This is a genomic window from Pseudomonas sp. 9.3L (assembly GCF_058536285.1).
Map to the genome: position 1 here is coordinate 4,109,233 of NZ_JBZUBK010000001.1, position 15,685 is coordinate 4,124,917.

The following is a 15,685-nucleotide window of genomic DNA, read 5'->3' on the forward strand; positions in this document are numbered from 1 at the left end:
TTTTACCCGGGTGGCCCAGGGTACCAGCGGGGTGTATAGACCCACGGCGCGTCGTCACCTCGGGATATGACCCGCGTGGTGGAAGACCCCACGAGCACCATGGTGCGCATGTCGACCATATCGGGCGTTAATGCCCCAAGCCTTACAACCCTGAGGTGCTGGGCCGGCCTTGCCACATCCCGGCCCAATACGACCGGGGTTTCAGGGCTGCGGTGGCGCCGCACGACGTCCAGCGCCTGGCCCAGCTGCCAAGGCCGTGCCTTTGAAATAGGGTTATAGAACGCCATGGCCATGTCGGCCTTGCCTGCGAGGTCGAGCCGCTGCTCGATAACGGACCACGGCTTGAGGTTGTCCGAGAGTGAAATGACGCAGAAGTCATGCCCCAGTGGTGCGCCTGCAAGGGCAGCGGTGGCCAGGGACGCCGATACCCCAGGCAGTATTTCCAGCGTTACCGCATGCCAGGCTGGATCTGTTGCCGCTTCCAGTGCTTCGAGTACGGCTGAAGCCATGGCAAACACTCCAGGGTCTCCCGAGGACACCACCACCACATCACGGCCACTGGCTGCCAGCGCCAGGGCATGGCGGGCGCGTTGCAACTCTTCGCGATTGTCAGTGCAGTGAAGCACTTGGTCGGGGCGGAAGGGGCCGGCCATGTTCACATAGGTTTCGTAGCCCAGCACATCGTTGGCGCGGGCCAGCTCAGCGTGCACCGCCGGAACCATAAAGGCACGGTCGCCTGGGCCCAAGCCCACAACGGCCAAACGGCCACGGCGTTGGCCGAGCGCGTCAGGAGCGAGCGGCTCAGGGTTGACTGCCACCCATACGCTACCCCATTGCCCTTGCCGAGCCAGCGGCAAACTCGTTTGCAGCGAATGGCTTGCAGTACCCGCCGGGGCAAAGCGCAGCTCGGCGCTCAAGGCATAGGCTGCCTGGGCCAGCGCTGCCGAGCCCATCAACACCTTGGGCGCCACGATGCAGGCCAGGGCCACTGGCGCCAGGCCTGCGGCATTCAAGGCGGCGACTACCTCAGCGGCGAGGTCACCTGAATCCGCCTCTACGCCCACTGCAACGCTGCGGGGGTGGATCAGTAACTCGTCAGCGCCCTGCCCCTGCTCTGCGCTTACGCGGATGGCCAGGGTCGCGTCTGCCGCCACAGGTACATTGGCAGCCTCAAGCCAGGGCGCGTGGCCTTCTATGCGTACCCGCTGCCCGGCGAGCAGGTCAGACACGAAGTGTTTACCTTGTTCAAGGTCGGCCAATACATACCCGGCAGGCGGGTTGAGCAGGCAGGTTCCAAAGCGCAACTCACCGCTGGTCGTGATGGCTGGCGCTACTTCCAGGGCAGAGGCCAGTTGCCGGGCCATCTCGTTGACGCCGCCCAACCCCCCTAGCAATGGCACCACTGCGCTGCCATCCTCGGCCACCGCAAGCACGGGCGGCTCACTGCCCTTTTCATCCAGTACGCTGGCCAAGGCGCGTATCACGATACCGGCTGCACACAGGGCGATGATTCCCGTATTAGCGCGGTACAGGCCGCGCAGGGTTTCTCCAAACTGGCTATACGTGACATCGGCCGCATCTGCGCGACCGGCCAACCCCAACACCTGTGCGCCGGGGAAACACGCCTGAATACGCCGCGCGACAGGCAGTGCCGTGGCACCCAATACCACGATGGCCGCAGTGGCGGGCACCTTCATCCTTGCCACCGTTCGCCGGGAACGATCACCAGCGAAAAGTAGGGCGATGAGGAAGGGTCTACCTCCGCCAGGGGCACGATTTTCTGATTCGACATGGTCGCGCGCTCTACATAGAGCGCCCTGTCGGCCAAGCCCAGCTCAGCCAATACCTGACGTACCTTAGGCAGGTTGCGCCCCAGCTTCATGATGACAGCCGCTTCGGCGTCAGCCAGGCGCCGCTTGAGTTCGGGCTCAGGCAGTACACCGGACAGCACAGACAGGCTCTGGTTGCGATACACCAGTGGCGCGCCCAGCACCGCCGTGCCCCCAAGCATCGAACACACTCCAGGAATCACCTGGGTGGGGTAGCGCTCGGCCAGGCGATCATGCAGGTACATGTAAGAGCCATAGAACATCGGATCGCCTTCGCAGATCACGGCAACATCACGGCCTGCATCCAGGTGCGCCGCCACATCGGTGCCCGCCTGGTCGTAGAAGGCCGCGATCACGTCCTCGTAGCACAACGGCGCAGGCAGGGCTTCGGTCGTGACCGGGTACACCAAAGGCAGTAGCACCTGAGCCGGCTGCAAGTGCGCTTCGATGATGCCGAATGCATTGCCTTTTTTACCCTTGGCCACGAAATACGCCACCACAGGCGCCTCCCGCAGCAGGCGCAACGCTTTGACGGTAATCAACTCCGGGTCGCCAGGCCCTACGCCCAGGCCGAACAGGCGACCTTGGGGCATCACTCCACCTCCGTGGCAAGGGCATTGACCGCCGCTGCCGCCATGGCGCTGCCGCCGCGTCTGCCACTGACCACCACGTAAGGCACGCCACGGCTATCGGCGGCCAGCATGGCTTTGGATTCAGCGGCGCCGATAAAGCCTACGGGGAACCCCAGGATCAATGCCGGCCGGGGTGCGCCCGCATCTAGCATTTCGAGCAGGTAAAAGAGCGCCGTAGGTGCATTACCGATCACCACCACGCTGCCTTCCAGCAACGGGCGCCACAGCTCCAGCGCCATGGCAGACCGGGTATTGCCTGCCGCTTTGGCCATTTCAGGCACGCGCTCGTCTTTCAAAGTACAGATCACAAGGTTGTTAGCGGGCAAGCGGGGCCGGGTGACGCCTTCGGCAACCATGTGCGCATCGCACAAGATAGGCGCGCCCGCCGCCAATGCACGGCGCCCGGCAAGGCCCGCCCCCGGGGAAAAGCGCAGGTCTTGCACCACATCGACCATCCCGCACGCATGGATCACCCGCACGGCGAGTTTCTCAAGGTCGGGCGGAATCTGGCTGAGGTCCGCTTCTGCGCGGATGGTGGCGAAGGAATTGCGATAGATCGCCTGGCCATCGCGAATATAGTCAATCATCAAACAGGCTCCGAGAGCAGACGGCGAGGTGCGCCGCCGCGTCTTGCACACTAAGGTTGCGCCCCGCTTGCCGGCCAAAGCCTGGCAAGGAAGGGTCACGATAGAAGAGGTCGTAATGACCGGGAGAGACGGCCAGCAAGGTAGCCGGCGCGACCGTGGGCCGAGCGCAGGACCGTGCGCATCCGGTGAAGTGAACAGGGGCAGCATGCCCCAGCAGGCCAGCGAGCAACCGGGCGTCGGCCTTGGTGTCGGCCAGGCCCCGGGCACATCCTGCCGCCCCGGTACAGGCCACCGTGGCAGCCAGCGGGGCGCTGTCATCGACCAATAAGCCCAATGCGCGCGCACTGGCTTGCACCTGCGCTGCATGAGCCTCGGGCACATGGGGCACCAGTATGCCCTGCCAAGGCGTGAGCATCAGCGGCCCGGCGCCGTGTGCTTCTACCAGGCTTACCAAGCGGTCGAGGTCATCGGCAGACAACCGCCCCAGCTCTGGCGCCAGCCCGATCGCCATCATGCCTCGCTGGGCTTGGGCCCGTCGCCCAAGTGCGGGGGGTCGGGAACGCGGCGGGCGCTGCGGTAACGCCGAGCGTTGCAGTGTCACGGGCAGGTGGTCGAGCAGGGCCGAGACCGGGTGCACCGACAGCAGGTCGCGTAGACGAGCAGGTTCGGGCCCGGCCAGGGCCAGAAAACGCTCCAGCACTGCCAGTATCAACGCCACTCCGTGCTCGACCGGCACCATGGCCACGGGCGAGGCCTGGGCAATGCCGCTGGCCAAACCAAGCCCCAGCTGCCACGCCCCCTCCTGCCAGAGTGGTGTCAGCCAAAGGTCGTGGTGGTGGTACAACTCCGCCAGGGCTTCGCCGCCATCGATCTGGATGCAGAACTTGGGCGACAGACGATGGAAGCGCGGCTCATGCTCCAGGGCCGCGACCAATTCGACAGCCAGTGGCCGAACATCCAATGCCGCGCCAGGGTCCAGGCCGGCCATGGGGCTGAGCATGACATTGCGGATGTCATCGGCACCCGCTGACGCAGGCCCTAGCCCTGCAGCCAGGACATGGTCGATCAGGGCGTGCTGGTGCTCAGGGGCAATCCCCCGCAACTGCAGGTTGGCGCGATTGGTCAGGTATACCGCGCCATCGCTGTAACGGCGTGCCGCCTCGGCCAGGGCACGTGCCCCAGCCAGTGTCAGCGAACCGCCGGGCAGCTTTACCCGGCACAGCCCCCCATCTCGGGCCGGCACGATGCGCAGCAAGCCGGGGCAGGCGCTGGCAGGCGGTGTAACGGGCGACGAGGCCGGCAGTGGCTGGTTCAAAAGATCATCCGGATGAGGTGACAAAGGCACTTCTGAGCAGAAGTGCGCGGTATTATGCCTGCTTTGACCGACGGCATGAAAATCCTGCCGGTCGGATTACCTGAGGATCCTTCATGTTGCCCTGGCTGACCATCGTCGGTATTGGCGAAGAGGGCTATCCGGGCCTCGGCAAGCAGGCTCGGCGAGCCTTGCTCGATGCCCCTTTGATTATTGGCGCACCCCGTCAACTGGCCCTGCTGCCGCCGTGCCTCAAGGCGCAACGGTTGGCGTGGCCTACCCCGTTTTCGTTGGCGCCTGTGCTTGAGCGGCGCGGCCAGCCACTGTGCGTGCTGGCCAGTGGCGACCCGATGTTCCACGGCGTGGGTGTAAGCCTGGCACGGCAGGTTACCTCTGACGAATACCGGGTACTGCCTGCGCCCTCCTCCGCCTCGCTGGCTGCGGCGCGAATGGGTTGGGCGCTGGCGGACACGCCCGTAGTTTCGCTGGTGGCTCGCTCACCGGCACTGATTAACCGTTACATGAGCGACGGTCAGCGGATTCTGATTCTGAGCAATGATGGCCATACCCCAGCGGCCGTGGCGGCGCTGCTGTGCGCAAGCGGGTTCGATGCCAGCCGGCTGCAGGTGTTCGAGCACTTGGGTGGGCCTAGAGAGCGTTGCCATGCCAGCACTGCCGCGCAGTGGCAAGGCCAAACCGTAGCGGCCCTTAACCTGATAGCGCTACAGATGAGTGCTGGAGCTGACGCGCAGGCGTTGAGCGGTGCACCAGGCCTGCCGGATAGCGCGTTCAGACACGATGGGCAACTGACAAAACGTGACGTACGCGCCCTCACCCTAGGGCGCCTGATGCCACGCCCTGGTCAGTTATTGTGGGACGTAGGCGCCGGGTGTGGCTCCATTGGCATCGAGTGGATGCGTGCGCACCCGCTTTGCCAGGCCATTGCCATCGAAGCCCACAACGGTCGGCAGGCGCTGATCGAGCACAACCGCGACACCCTCGGCGTGCCTGGGCTGCAGCTAGTACCTGGCAGCGCCCCCGCTGCGCTGCAAGGCTTGCCTGCACCTGACGCCATATTCATAGGCGGGGGCGTTACCGTTCCTGGCGTGCTGGAACAGTGCTGGGCCGCGCTCAAACCGGGCGGCCGGCTGGTGGCCAATGCGGTCACCCTGGAAAGCGAAGTGGCCCTGTTCAGTTGGCAATCCCGGCACGGTGGCGAACTGGTGCGGCTGCACGTGGCCCACGCCGCACCCCTGGGTAATTTCCAAACCTGGCGCCAGGCCCTGCCGATCACGCTACTTGATGTGGTCAAGGGTTACGATGAACACGCAAGGTGCCCGCAGTGACCCGCATACTGCTATTAGGAGGCGTTACCGAAAGCCTGCGCATTGCCAGGCAGCTTGGCCCGCAGCACCTTTATAGCCTGGCCGGAATAGGTCGCGTACCCGGCGACCTGTGCTGCGGGTTGAAGGTCGGTGGCTATGGCGGGGCCGAGGGCCTGGCCGCGTTCATCAGGGCTGAAGGTATTGGTCTGCTGGTTGACGCCACACACCCTTACGCGGCGCGCATGAGCCATAACGCAGTAATGGCGGCGGCTGAGGCTGGCATCCCGTGCTGGGCGCTGCGTCGCCCAGGCTGGGCGGCTCAAGCGGGTGATGACTGGCGCCCTTTCACTGACTGGGCCAGCCTGATGAGTGCGCTACGCGACTTCAGGCGACCGTTTTTTACAGTAGGCCGTGAACCCTTGGCGCACTTGGACAGCATTCCAGCTAACCACTACTGGACGCTGCGCTGTCTCGACCCTTACCCCGGCAACGCACGCTGCACCGTGATCGGCGCACGCGGCCCCTTCACGCTTGAAGCAGAGCGTGACGTGTTCACCCGTGGCCGCTTTGACGTGCTGGTCAGCAAGAACAGCGGAGGCGGGGCCACCGAACCTAAATTACAGGTGGCGCGAGCCCTGAGGCTACCTGTGCTGATGCTGGCGCGCCCACTGTTGCCGCCGGTAGACAGGGCGTTCACTGACGCAACCACGTTGGCCGAGGTATTAAAGGCGCTTTAACGCCCCAGGTGTTTTTTACTTCCCTTGGCGGTTCTGGCTAAATACGCCGCACCCCTCCCTACCCCGGACTCGCTCATGACCCGTCGGCGCCCCTTGTATTGGTTGTGCATCGCTGGCCTGACGTCAGTGGCTGGCTTAGCCCACGCCGAGAATTACACCGTGGGCTCGCTTCAGGTGCTGGCGCCTTGGTCGCAGGCACTGCCACCCTCGGCGCCTACCGCCGCTGCCTACTTTACCGTGCGCAATACCGGCATCGTCAACGACCGCTTACTGGGCGTCGATACCCCAGTGGCAGCCCACGCACAGCTGCATGAGCACCAAAGCAACGACGGCATGATGAAAATGCAACCTGTAGAAGGCGTGATCATTCCGGCCGCAGGGCAGGTGCGCTTCGCGCCGTTTGGCGATCATGTGATGCTCATGGGCCTGAGCGACCGCAGTCACTTGATGGAGGGCGAACGCTTTCCGCTTACCCTGCACTTCCAGCAGGCGGGCGACCTTGAAGTACAGGTTCAGGTACTGGCCAATCCGCCGGCCGACGCGGAGTAACGTGCAAGCACCCGTATGACAGGCGTGTAAGGCCTTTTACCCATTCGCGCGTGGTGCTAGCTAAAAGCGCCGGATTTCTGCAGATTTTTCCCACAACTCTTTCAGAATTGCCCGGCATCATTGCCCTGCCCTCCTGCCCTAGTCTCGCCGCTCCCACGTGTTTACATGCCTCTGAAGCTGCCTTATGCCCTCGCCCACTCTCCACTGTCCGCCTTCCTTTCTGCCTGAAAGGGGGTGGGCATGAGGCGCTACAACCTGACCCGAGGCGCCAAGACCACCGCCGGTGGCACGGTGCTCACCGGCAGCGCCACGGTAGAACTCATGGGCGAGCCACTGGCCCGCGAAGGCGATCTAGTGGACTGCCCAGCCTGCGGCACCCAAGGCGTGATCGTGTGCCACGGCCCGCGCCTCTCTGCCCTGGCCTCGGGCAGTGAGTGCGCGCTGGAAGGCGACCTGTGCCAGTGCGCCTGCTCGCCTTCGCCCACGCTGATCGCCAACCAGTCGCTGATGTTTCAGGAGTTCGAGGCGCCCTCGGTACCGGTGCCAACGGCCTATTTTGGCGCGGGTGTAGGTGGGTATGGCGCTGGGTTGGGTGATTCGACCAGTAGGCCGCAACAACCGCCTACCAAAGCCGCACTTGAAGAGGAAGAGGAGGAAGAAGAGGTACCCAGCGAAGGCATCACTCTGCACATTGGGCTGTTCTTCGACGGCACCGGTAACAACCTTGCCAATGCCGATGCCACTGCCGAGTGCCATACGCGCCTGTATGACTTCGACCACCAGATGAGCCAGGAGCTGGTCGCCCATTGTCGCGAATATGGGTTCGATGGCGCGGAGGGTGTGCCGGCGAACAGTTATGGCAATGCGGTGAGTAATGTCGCACGGCTGCATCAGTTGTATCAGGACGACTCTAATACAAGGCTTGAATCGGGTCGGCGCGAGGCGTCGGTCAGGGTTTACCTTGAAGGCATCGGCACTCGCAGCGGCCAGGACGACTCACTGTTAGCGCAAGCCTTTGGTGTGGGCGATACCGGTGTGGCTGCGCGGGTTGAGCAGGCTCCGGGGCTTGTCATGGGTAGGTTGCGGCAGTTGCGTAGCCACAATCCTGGCCTAGTTATTGATCGCATTGAATTCGATCTGATTGGGTTTAGCCGTGGGGCAGCTGCGGCTCGGCATTGTGCCAATGAGTTGCTTAAAGGCGCTACAAGCGGCTTAGCGAAAGCATTACCCGCTGGCTCGCCGTTGCTCAGTGCTAATTTCCGCTGGCGCCATGGCACGGACTTCATCCTCAATTTCATCGGCCTGTTCGACACCGTACCCGGCATCGCCAATCCCCTGCTGGGGGATTTCAGCACTCACAACGCGAATAACCCCGGCCTCAACCTGCGCCTCGCCCCAGGCTGCGCACGCGAAGTGGTGCAACTGGTGGCCCAGCACGAGTACCGCCATAACTTCTCGCTGATGCTCAGCGGCAACGACATCCGCGTGCCGGGTGCCCACTCCGATGTCGGCGGCGGGTACGCGCCCCTCCTACGGGAAAAGGTCATCATTACCCAACCGGATACCAGCGAAGCGCCGCTGCACCTGCGCGACGAAGACAGTGACGTCTATCGCCGGGTACGCCTGAAAGCCCAACAAGGCACCCCCTATTACGACGCCGCGTTCGAAGGCCAGCTGCGCATGCACACCTGGCACGAACGCCTGCCAACGGAGCGCGGCGCGCCCCAGCGCAAACGCGTCTATGCCGCCACCTACAGTGAGCGGCAGGTGCGCGGAGAATTATCGCTGGTGTACCTGCGGGTGATGCGCGAGCTGGGCGTGCGAGCGGGTGTGCCTTTCAAGGTGATCGACGACCTGGATCCGGATCTGGCGCTGCCGTTAGAGTTAGTGCCTATCACTGAGAAGCTACAAGCCTATGCCTTGGGCTACATTCGAAGCCCCTTGGACGACAGTGAACTGAAGCTTTTAAAACGCTGCTACATTCATCTGTCCACGCACTGGAACCCTCTGCCAGGCCATGACCGCTCTGGTGTCGCGGTGTTCTATATCAACCGTCCAGGGCCCAGGGGGCGGCGTGTCGAGCATCCCAATGCGTAAGTGGGCGTTGGCGCTACTGCTCTGCGCAGCCTTATCCCTGACCGCTTGTGCCAAAGGGCCGGGTGGGATGCCGTATCCTGCTTGGTACTTGGGATTTCTGGCACCTGCCTATATGGAAGTATGGATAGAAACTGCGCAGGTCATTGATAGCCAAGGCCGCGTTTTCGTCAACGCAGGGGGTGGCTTGCCGTCCATCAACACTTCCCCTAGCTTAAAAGCCAACCCTAAAGGCTGGAATGATCTCGCAGGCTGGGGTGCAGGTAAGCACATTCGAGGCGCTGCCTTGCCGCGCATGATCTACGTGCGCTGGCAGTCTTTAGTAGAGCCACAGACTTACGAAATATGGATTCCCATAGACGAGGCTACGCGCAAGGCCATGGCCAGGCCGGAAAAAACCTTCTGTGAGGCCGATGCCACATGGATCACCGACTACCGGGACGGTATAGGCATCGGCCTGGCACCTGGCGGCGTTGTCAAGGTATCAATTTCAGGGCAATGCCTGGATGACATACCCGTCGCTCGCCTACAAGCCACCGTAGTAAGGCGCGGCCCTTACCGAGGGTTGTCCGGAGGGCACTATTACCCACTGGGCGAGGCCTCGAAAGCCTACATCAAGCGCTATGGTATCCCCTATGGCAGTTGGTAAGCCTGGCCTAACCCTACAATCGCTAGGCCTACGCTGCCTGACGACTGTTCCGCTACCTGAGATTAGGGCTGAACAGGGCTTCCCGTGGGGCATTGACTACGTATACTCACCGCTGCTACCGGGTACCGGGTACCTGCAAATTTGCCATTGACCGAGGGGCCTTGATGACTGTTCATGTTCGGGATGCAACGCTAGCTGACCTGCCTGGCTTGCTGAGCATTTACAACGATGCAGTGACCAACACCACCGCCATATGGAACGACAACCCGGTAGACTTGGCCAACCGTGAAGCCTGGTACGCGCTGCGCCAGCAACAGGGCTACCCCATCCTGGTGGCAACCGATGGCAGCGACTACATACTAGGTTATGCCTCGTTCGGCGACTGGCGCCCGTTCGAAGGGTTTCGCCATACCGTAGAAAACTCCGTGTACGTGCGCGATGGCCAACGTGGGCTGGGGATCGGTGCAAAGCTACTGATGCCGCTGCTCGACCGGGCGAGGGCTTGTGGCAAACACGTCGTAGTGGCGGCCATCGAGAGCAGCAATACTGCGTCGATCCGCCTTCACGAGCGCCAGGGCTTCATCACCACGGGCAACATGCCTCAAGTGGGCGTTAAATTCGGCCGCTGGCTAGACCTTACCTTCATGCAGCTCACCCTTGCACCAGGCGCGCCCGCGCCACAGGAGTAACATCATGAACTCTGCACAACTGCGCCGAGTGAACGTCGAAAGCTTCGCGCACTACCGTGCAGGCCTGCACGCGTTACTGGTCGATGCGGTAAACAGTGGCGCCTCCATCGGTTTCTTGGAGGCACCGAGCGATGCAGAGGTAGCTGCCTATTTTGATGGCGTCCACCAGGAGGTGGCGGCAGAGCGCTGCGTGTTGTGGGTGGTGGTCAGGGATGAACATGTACTGGCTACTGTGCAACTGTCCTTGTGCCAAAAGGCCAATGGGCTCAACCGCGGCGAAGTACAAAAACTGCTTGTGCGCAGCGACAGCCAACGCCACGGGCTAGGCGCCCACTTGATGACGGCACTCGAAAGCGAAGCACGCGCTCAAGGGCGAGGCTTGCTGTTCCTGGACACCGAGACCGGGTCGAGCGCAGAGCCCTTCTACCGCAGCCTCGGTTATCAGCTATCCGGCCAGATTCCCGATTACGCCTGCTCGCCTAGCGGCGTTTACCGGCCAACCTCCCTCTACTACAAGGTTTTGCAAGCGCCTCGGGGCTGAGCGCCTTCACGCCCGTGGGTCGAAGCCTGCCTTATGCGCCAGCTTGTCCCATAGCTCCCGCGTGGCATCGTTGCGGGGCGGCATGACCACCTTCAGTTGCACTAGCAGGTCGCCACGGCCTCCTCCTTTCACAGGCAGGCCGTTCTCTTTTACACGCAGCCGCTGGCCATTTTGGCTGTCTGGCCGCACCGTCACGTTCACCCGCCCGGTAAGGGTGCTCACTTGCACCTTAGCGCCCAGTGCAAGCTCCCACGGGGCAACCGGCACCTCGGCGATCAAGTCCGCACCCTCTACCGTGAACGCTGGGTGAGGCGCGTAACGGATGGTCAGGTATAGATCCCCGGCCTCCCCGCCCGCATAGCCCGGGCCACCCTGCCCTTTGAGGCGCATACGCTCACCGTCGGTGACCCCGGCTGGAATTTTTACGTTCAAGGTTTTAGTGACACTGCCCGCGGGGTGGCCTGCCGGGTTGTACTGCGGCACTCGGAAGCTGACCTGTTTGGACTCGCCCGCGAGGGTTTCTTCCAGAAACAAGGGCAGCTCCAGGTCTACATCGTTGCCGCGACGACGAGGGCTACGCGAGCCACCCCTTGCATTGCCGAAGGGACTGCCCGCGCGGCTCTGGTTACCGAATATAGAGCTGAAGAAGTCCGAGAATTCAGGGTTGTCACTTTGCCCGAAAGGCCCACCTCCATACCCTGGTGGCGCCTGGAAGGGCCGGCCGTGCACGCCGTATTTGCGAAGCTCGTCGTATTCAGCGCGTTTTTCGGCGTTGCTCAGCGCATCGTAGGCCTCGGAGGCCTCCTTGAACTGCGCTTCGGCGTTGGGCTCCTTGCTCACGTCAGGGTGATACTTACGCGCCAGCTTGCGGTAAGCGGCCTTGATGGTCTTCTCATCCGCAGTGGGCTCCACGCCCAGTATCTTGTAGTAGTCTTTGAAATCCATCTGTAGAAACCACCTGAAATGGGGAAAGCGCGAAGGGCCTCTGAATCAGACGCTGCCTGAGGCAAATGTTCGCGCAAGGTAATGCCCTCTAGATTGGGGCCGTCAAGCGCCTTTCAAGGCGCGCAGCCACTAAAAATAACGACCGCTGCCCTTCGGTTCCGGCCAAGGCTGGCATACACTGCGCGGCCGTTTTTCCACCAGGGCCGCTCTATGACCACCGCTCCCTTCGCTCGCGCCTGCGGCATCGATTTCGGTACGTCCAACTCCACCGTGGGCGTGTACCGCCCCGGCCAGGAAACCCTGCTGCCACTGGAAGACGGCAAAATCACGCTGCCGTCGGTGGTGTTTTTCAATGCCGAAGAGCGCCGCCCTGTGTATGGCCGCCTTGCGCTCAAGGAATACCTGGAAGGGTACGAGGGTCGCTTGATGCGCTCGCTCAAGAGCCTGCTGGGCTCACGCCTGATCAAGCACGACACCAGTGTGCTAGGCAGCGCCTTGCCCTTCAAGGACCTGCTGGGCCTGTTCATCACCCAGCTCAAGCAGCGAGCGGAGCAGGCCAGCGGCCGCGCATTCGACCAAGTGGTGCTAGGCCGCCCGGTGCACTTCGTGGATGACGACCCTGTTGCCGACCAGGAAGCTGAAGACACCTTGGCTGCCGTTGCCCACAAGATAGGCTTCAAAGACGTATCGTTCCAGTACGAGCCTATCGCGGCCGCCTTCGACTACGAGTCGGGCATCGAGCGTGAGGAGCTGGTGTTGATCGTGGACATCGGCGGCGGTACCTCAGACTTCTCCCTGGTGCGCCTGGCTCCGGAGCGACGAGCCCTCAGTGACCGCCAGCAGGACATACTGGCCACGGGTGGCGTTCACGTTGGTGGTACTGACTTCGACAAGCAGCTCAGCCTGCAAGGGGTCATGCCGCTGTTCGGGTATGGCAGCCGAATGAAAAGCCAAGCCTTGATGCCGACCAGCTTTCACCTCAATTTGGCCACCTGGCACACCATAAACGCGGTGTACTCGCAGAAGTCCCAGATTGCGCTGAACAATATGCGTTACGACATCGAGGACGCCCAAGGGATTGACCGGCTGTTCAAGCTGATCGAGCAGCGCGCCGGCCACTGGCTGGCAATGGAAGTAGAAGAAAGCAAGATCCAACTGACCGAGGCCCCCAGCCGGCTACTTATGCTTGACCGGGTCGAACCCGGCTTGAGCGCGACCCTTACCCGCACGCTGTTCGAAGCGGCTATCGAAAACTTGCTAACCCGAGTGCGAGGCAGCGTTCGCGATACCCTGGCCCAAGCAGGCATCAGCGAGCACCAGGTAGATACGGTATTTTTCACCGGCGGTTCCAGCGGCATACCTGCCCTGCGTGACAGTGTGGCAGCCATGCTGCCAGAGGCCCGCCATGTGGAGGGCAATCGCTTTGGTAGCATCGGCAGCGGCCTCGCCATCGAAGCCTGGCGGCGCTACGGATAAAGGTCGGGCGATGGCCTATACCAGCCCGGCCTCACGCAACTCGCTTTTCAGGTAGGCATAGTAAATGGGCCCGGCGACCACGCCGGGCAATCCGAAGGCCGCCTCGAATACCAGCATGGCCAATAGCAGCTCCCACGACTTGGCCTGGATCTGCCCCCCTACAATGCGCGCGTTGAGAAAGTACTCCACTTTGTGGATGAGGATCAGATACCCCAGCGCCGCCATGGCCACCCAGATGGACAGCGACAGCCCTACGATCGTGATCAAGGTGTTGGACATCAGGTTGCCAATCACCGGTAACAACCCTAACAAGAAGGTCATCACTACCAACGTCTTGGTCAGCGGTAGCTTGATGCCTAACAGCGGAAGCACCACCATCAAGAAAATGCCGGTAAAGGCGGTGTTGAGTAACGAGATTTTGATCTGGGCGAACACAATGTTGCGGAAGGCCTGCACTAACAGCCGTAGCCGTTGATACAGCGCAGCGGCCAGAGGGCGACGCTGGGCATCCTCGGGCGCCCGCTGCAGTGCGATGATCGCGCCCAGCACCATGCCAATCAGCAAGGTCACGAAGGTATGCACCGCATCCTTGCCCACCAGTTGCAAATCGCTGACATGCTTGCCCATCCACGCACCGATGGCCACGCGAAATTCTGCTGCGCTGGCGGGAAGGTAGGCATCGAGCGCCGGAGGTAGCTGACCGCGGGCTCGATCCACCACCACCATGAACTTGTCCAGGGACGCCCCAGGGTTCTCCACCTCGTGAAGCACCAGGCTGAACGCGCCAAAGAAAATCAACGCCAGGGCACTGACCACCAGCGTGCCCAGCAACGCCACTGCGAGCCAGCGCGCGCGTGGGCCGGCAATAAGGCGCTGCAACTGGGGCGTGAGCATATTGACGAGTTCGAACACCAATAGCCCTGCCAATAAGCTGGGTAGCAAGCGCAGCGGCAAGACCAGCAGCAACCCGGCGACCGCCAGCGCCCAGCTGACCAGCAAAATATGACGCGGTGAAAACGTGAGCATACGGCCTCGAACAAGCGACCCGGGAGGATGGGCAGTCTGCCAGCGAACCTGTCGCTTAACCAGAGCCTGACGTGGCTTGTGATTAGCCTAAGCGTGCCACCTCTCTGCAAACGCTCGAAAGTTCGAACTCTTGCGTACAAACGAAGCTCCAAAAACCATAGCCAATCCGGCTTTCAAGGAGTGATACCCATGTACAAGCAGATGCTAACCGCTGCGTGCACCCTCGCTGTGCTCGCAGGTTGCCAGACCACGCCAGAGAACCCAGTAGACTTCGTGACCTACCGTAACGAGCCACTGGTCAAGCAAGTAGAAAAAGGCATGACCATGGAGCAAGTGCGCACCATCGCTGGCCCGCCCTCCACGGTTGTTGAAGGCACTGCCGGTACCGTTAACGGTACGTGCAACAACTACGTGCTTAACCGCGAAGGTCATCAGCAAGCCTATTACGTCAGCTTCAGCAGTGCCGGCCTGGTAGACACCAAAGGCTTTATGAGCTGCGAGCAACGCAAACAGAACGAGATGGCCAAGTAAGCGGCGACCTCAGGCTGCATTGATCAGGTGTGGTGCGTTTCGCCAAGGGTGAAACCTTCGGCGAGACCGCCACTCACAGTTACACCCGAGCCTGCCACGCGCCAAAGCGCTCAACAGAGCAGGCCGAGATACCGCGAATACGCCTGGAGAAGACCATGCTGAACCTGCAACTGACCGACACAGCAACGCTGCGTGAACGCGCGCGTCAAAACGTAGACAACGGTGCCGTCACCGAAGGCTATACTGCCGATCGTGAAGAAATCGTTCGCCTGCTGAACGAAGCCCTTGCCACTGAGTTGGTGTGTACTCTGCGTTACAAGCGCCATTACTTCATGGCCAATGGCATAAAGGCCAGTGTCGCCGCTGACGAATTCCTAGAGCACGCTCAGCAAGAAGCCGAGCACGCTGACCGCTTGGCCGAGCGCATTGTGCAGTTGGGTGGCGAGCCTGAATTTAACCCCGACCTGCTGTCCAAGATGTCGCACGCCGAGTACAAAGCGGGCAACACCTTGAAAGAGATGGTCTACGAAGACTTGGTGGCCGAGCGTATCGCTATCGACTCGTACCGTGAGGTTGTGCAATACATCGGCGACAAGGACCCAACGACCCGTCGCATCCTGGAAGACATTCTGGCCCAGGAAGAAGAACACGCTGACGACATGGCCGACATCCTCGCCGACCTGTAACACCCTCTCGTAGCAGCGGAGCCAGCGGCCGCTGCTACCAGACATCCTCCGTAGCAGCCCAGCTTGCTGGCGACCCG

At 62.0% G+C, this 15,685-nt stretch carries 16 protein-coding genes; 10 read left to right on the forward strand and 6 right to left on the reverse strand.

The window, feature by feature from the left end; all coding sequences use genetic code 11:
- Positions 1–2 precede the first annotated feature (2 nt).
- The 4 genes from cobJ to cobG are packed head-to-tail and all read right to left on the reverse strand — an operon-like array spanning position 3 to position 4,363.
- Positions 3–1,697, reverse strand: a complete 1,695-nt coding sequence (gene cobJ, locus AC4LE2_RS19050) for a precorrin-3B C(17)-methyltransferase (RefSeq protein ID WP_491827432.1) — start codon at positions 1,695–1,697, stop codon at positions 3–5.
- A complete protein-coding gene (locus AC4LE2_RS19055; RefSeq protein ID WP_491827433.1) occupies positions 1,694–2,422 on the reverse strand; it encodes a precorrin-2 C(20)-methyltransferase in 729 nt (242 codons plus the stop codon). The genes cobJ and AC4LE2_RS19055 overlap by 4 nt, the downstream gene beginning before the upstream one ends.
- On the reverse strand, positions 2,422–3,048 hold the full coding sequence (locus AC4LE2_RS19060; RefSeq protein ID WP_491827435.1) for a precorrin-8X methylmutase: 627 nt from the start codon (positions 3,046–3,048) through the stop codon (positions 2,422–2,424). Before AC4LE2_RS19060 ends, AC4LE2_RS19055 begins: the two co-directional genes overlap by 1 nt.
- Positions 3,041–4,363 carry a precorrin-3B synthase gene (gene cobG / locus AC4LE2_RS19065; protein WP_491827437.1) on the reverse strand — a complete coding sequence of 441 codons (1,323 nt, stop codon included), beginning with the start codon at positions 4,361–4,363 and terminating at the stop codon, positions 3,041–3,043. Before cobG ends, AC4LE2_RS19060 begins: the two co-directional genes overlap by 8 nt.
- A gap of 113 nt (positions 4,364–4,476) precedes the next feature.
- Between cobG and cbiE the strand changes: the two genes are divergently transcribed.
- The 7 genes from cbiE to AC4LE2_RS19100 all read left to right on the forward strand — a co-directional run bounded on the left by cbiE (position 4,477) and on the right by AC4LE2_RS19100 (position 10,944).
- A complete protein-coding gene (cbiE, locus tag AC4LE2_RS19070; protein ID WP_491827438.1) occupies positions 4,477–5,706 on the forward strand; it encodes a precorrin-6y C5,15-methyltransferase (decarboxylating) subunit CbiE in 1,230 nt (409 codons plus the stop codon).
- Positions 5,703–6,422 (forward strand): cobalt-precorrin-6A reductase, encoded by a 720-nt coding sequence (locus AC4LE2_RS19075; RefSeq protein WP_491827440.1) that lies wholly within the window; start codon positions 5,703–5,705, stop codon positions 6,420–6,422. The genes cbiE and AC4LE2_RS19075 overlap by 4 nt, the downstream gene beginning before the upstream one ends.
- Positions 6,423–6,497: 75 nt before the next feature.
- A complete protein-coding gene (locus AC4LE2_RS19080) occupies positions 6,498–6,971 on the forward strand; it encodes a copper chaperone PCu(A)C (protein WP_491827442.1) in 474 nt (157 codons plus the stop codon).
- A gap of 240 nt (positions 6,972–7,211) precedes the next feature.
- Positions 7,212–9,068, forward strand: a complete 1,857-nt coding sequence (locus AC4LE2_RS19085) for a type VI secretion system family protein (protein WP_491827444.1) — start codon at positions 7,212–7,214, stop codon at positions 9,066–9,068.
- A gap of 67 nt (positions 9,069–9,135) precedes the next feature.
- Positions 9,136–9,714 carry a DUF2931 family protein gene (locus tag AC4LE2_RS19090; protein ID WP_491827446.1) on the forward strand — a complete coding sequence of 193 codons (579 nt, stop codon included), beginning with the start codon at positions 9,136–9,138 and terminating at the stop codon, positions 9,712–9,714.
- 164 nt (positions 9,715–9,878) lie between these two features.
- Complete coding sequence (locus AC4LE2_RS19095) at positions 9,879–10,403, forward strand: GNAT family N-acetyltransferase (RefSeq protein WP_491827448.1); 525 nt, start codon at positions 9,879–9,881, stop codon at positions 10,401–10,403.
- A gap of 4 nt (positions 10,404–10,407) precedes the next feature.
- On the forward strand, positions 10,408–10,944 hold the full coding sequence (locus AC4LE2_RS19100; RefSeq protein WP_491827450.1) for a GNAT family N-acetyltransferase: 537 nt from the start codon (positions 10,408–10,410) through the stop codon (positions 10,942–10,944).
- A 6-nt stretch (positions 10,945–10,950) separates the two neighbouring features.
- On the opposite strand, the gene AC4LE2_RS19105 is transcribed toward AC4LE2_RS19100, so the two are convergent.
- Positions 10,951–11,889, reverse strand: a complete 939-nt coding sequence (locus AC4LE2_RS19105; RefSeq protein WP_491827452.1) for a DnaJ C-terminal domain-containing protein — start codon at positions 11,887–11,889, stop codon at positions 10,951–10,953.
- Positions 11,890–12,099: 210 nt separating this feature from the next.
- On the opposite strand from AC4LE2_RS19105, the gene AC4LE2_RS19110 reads away from it, so the two are divergent.
- The gene (locus tag AC4LE2_RS19110) at positions 12,100–13,365 is read left to right on the forward strand and encodes an Hsp70 family protein (RefSeq protein ID WP_491827454.1); all 1,266 of its coding nucleotides are present in this window, start codon (positions 12,100–12,102) and stop codon (positions 13,363–13,365) included.
- 15 nt (positions 13,366–13,380) lie between these two features.
- On the opposite strand, the gene AC4LE2_RS19115 is transcribed toward AC4LE2_RS19110, so the two are convergent.
- A complete protein-coding gene (locus AC4LE2_RS19115) occupies positions 13,381–14,391 on the reverse strand; it encodes an AI-2E family transporter (RefSeq protein WP_491827456.1) in 1,011 nt (336 codons plus the stop codon).
- Positions 14,392–14,580: 189 nt separating this feature from the next.
- Between AC4LE2_RS19115 and osmE the strand changes: the two genes are divergently transcribed.
- Both osmE and AC4LE2_RS19125 read left to right on the forward strand, forming a co-directional pair.
- A complete protein-coding gene (osmE, locus tag AC4LE2_RS19120) occupies positions 14,581–14,922 on the forward strand; it encodes an osmotically-inducible lipoprotein OsmE (protein WP_491827458.1) in 342 nt (113 codons plus the stop codon).
- Between the two features lie 155 nt (positions 14,923–15,077).
- Positions 15,078–15,608, forward strand: coding sequence for a ferritin-like domain-containing protein (locus AC4LE2_RS19125; RefSeq protein ID WP_491827460.1), 531 nt, complete (start codon positions 15,078–15,080; stop codon positions 15,606–15,608).
- Positions 15,609–15,685 lie beyond the last annotated feature (77 nt).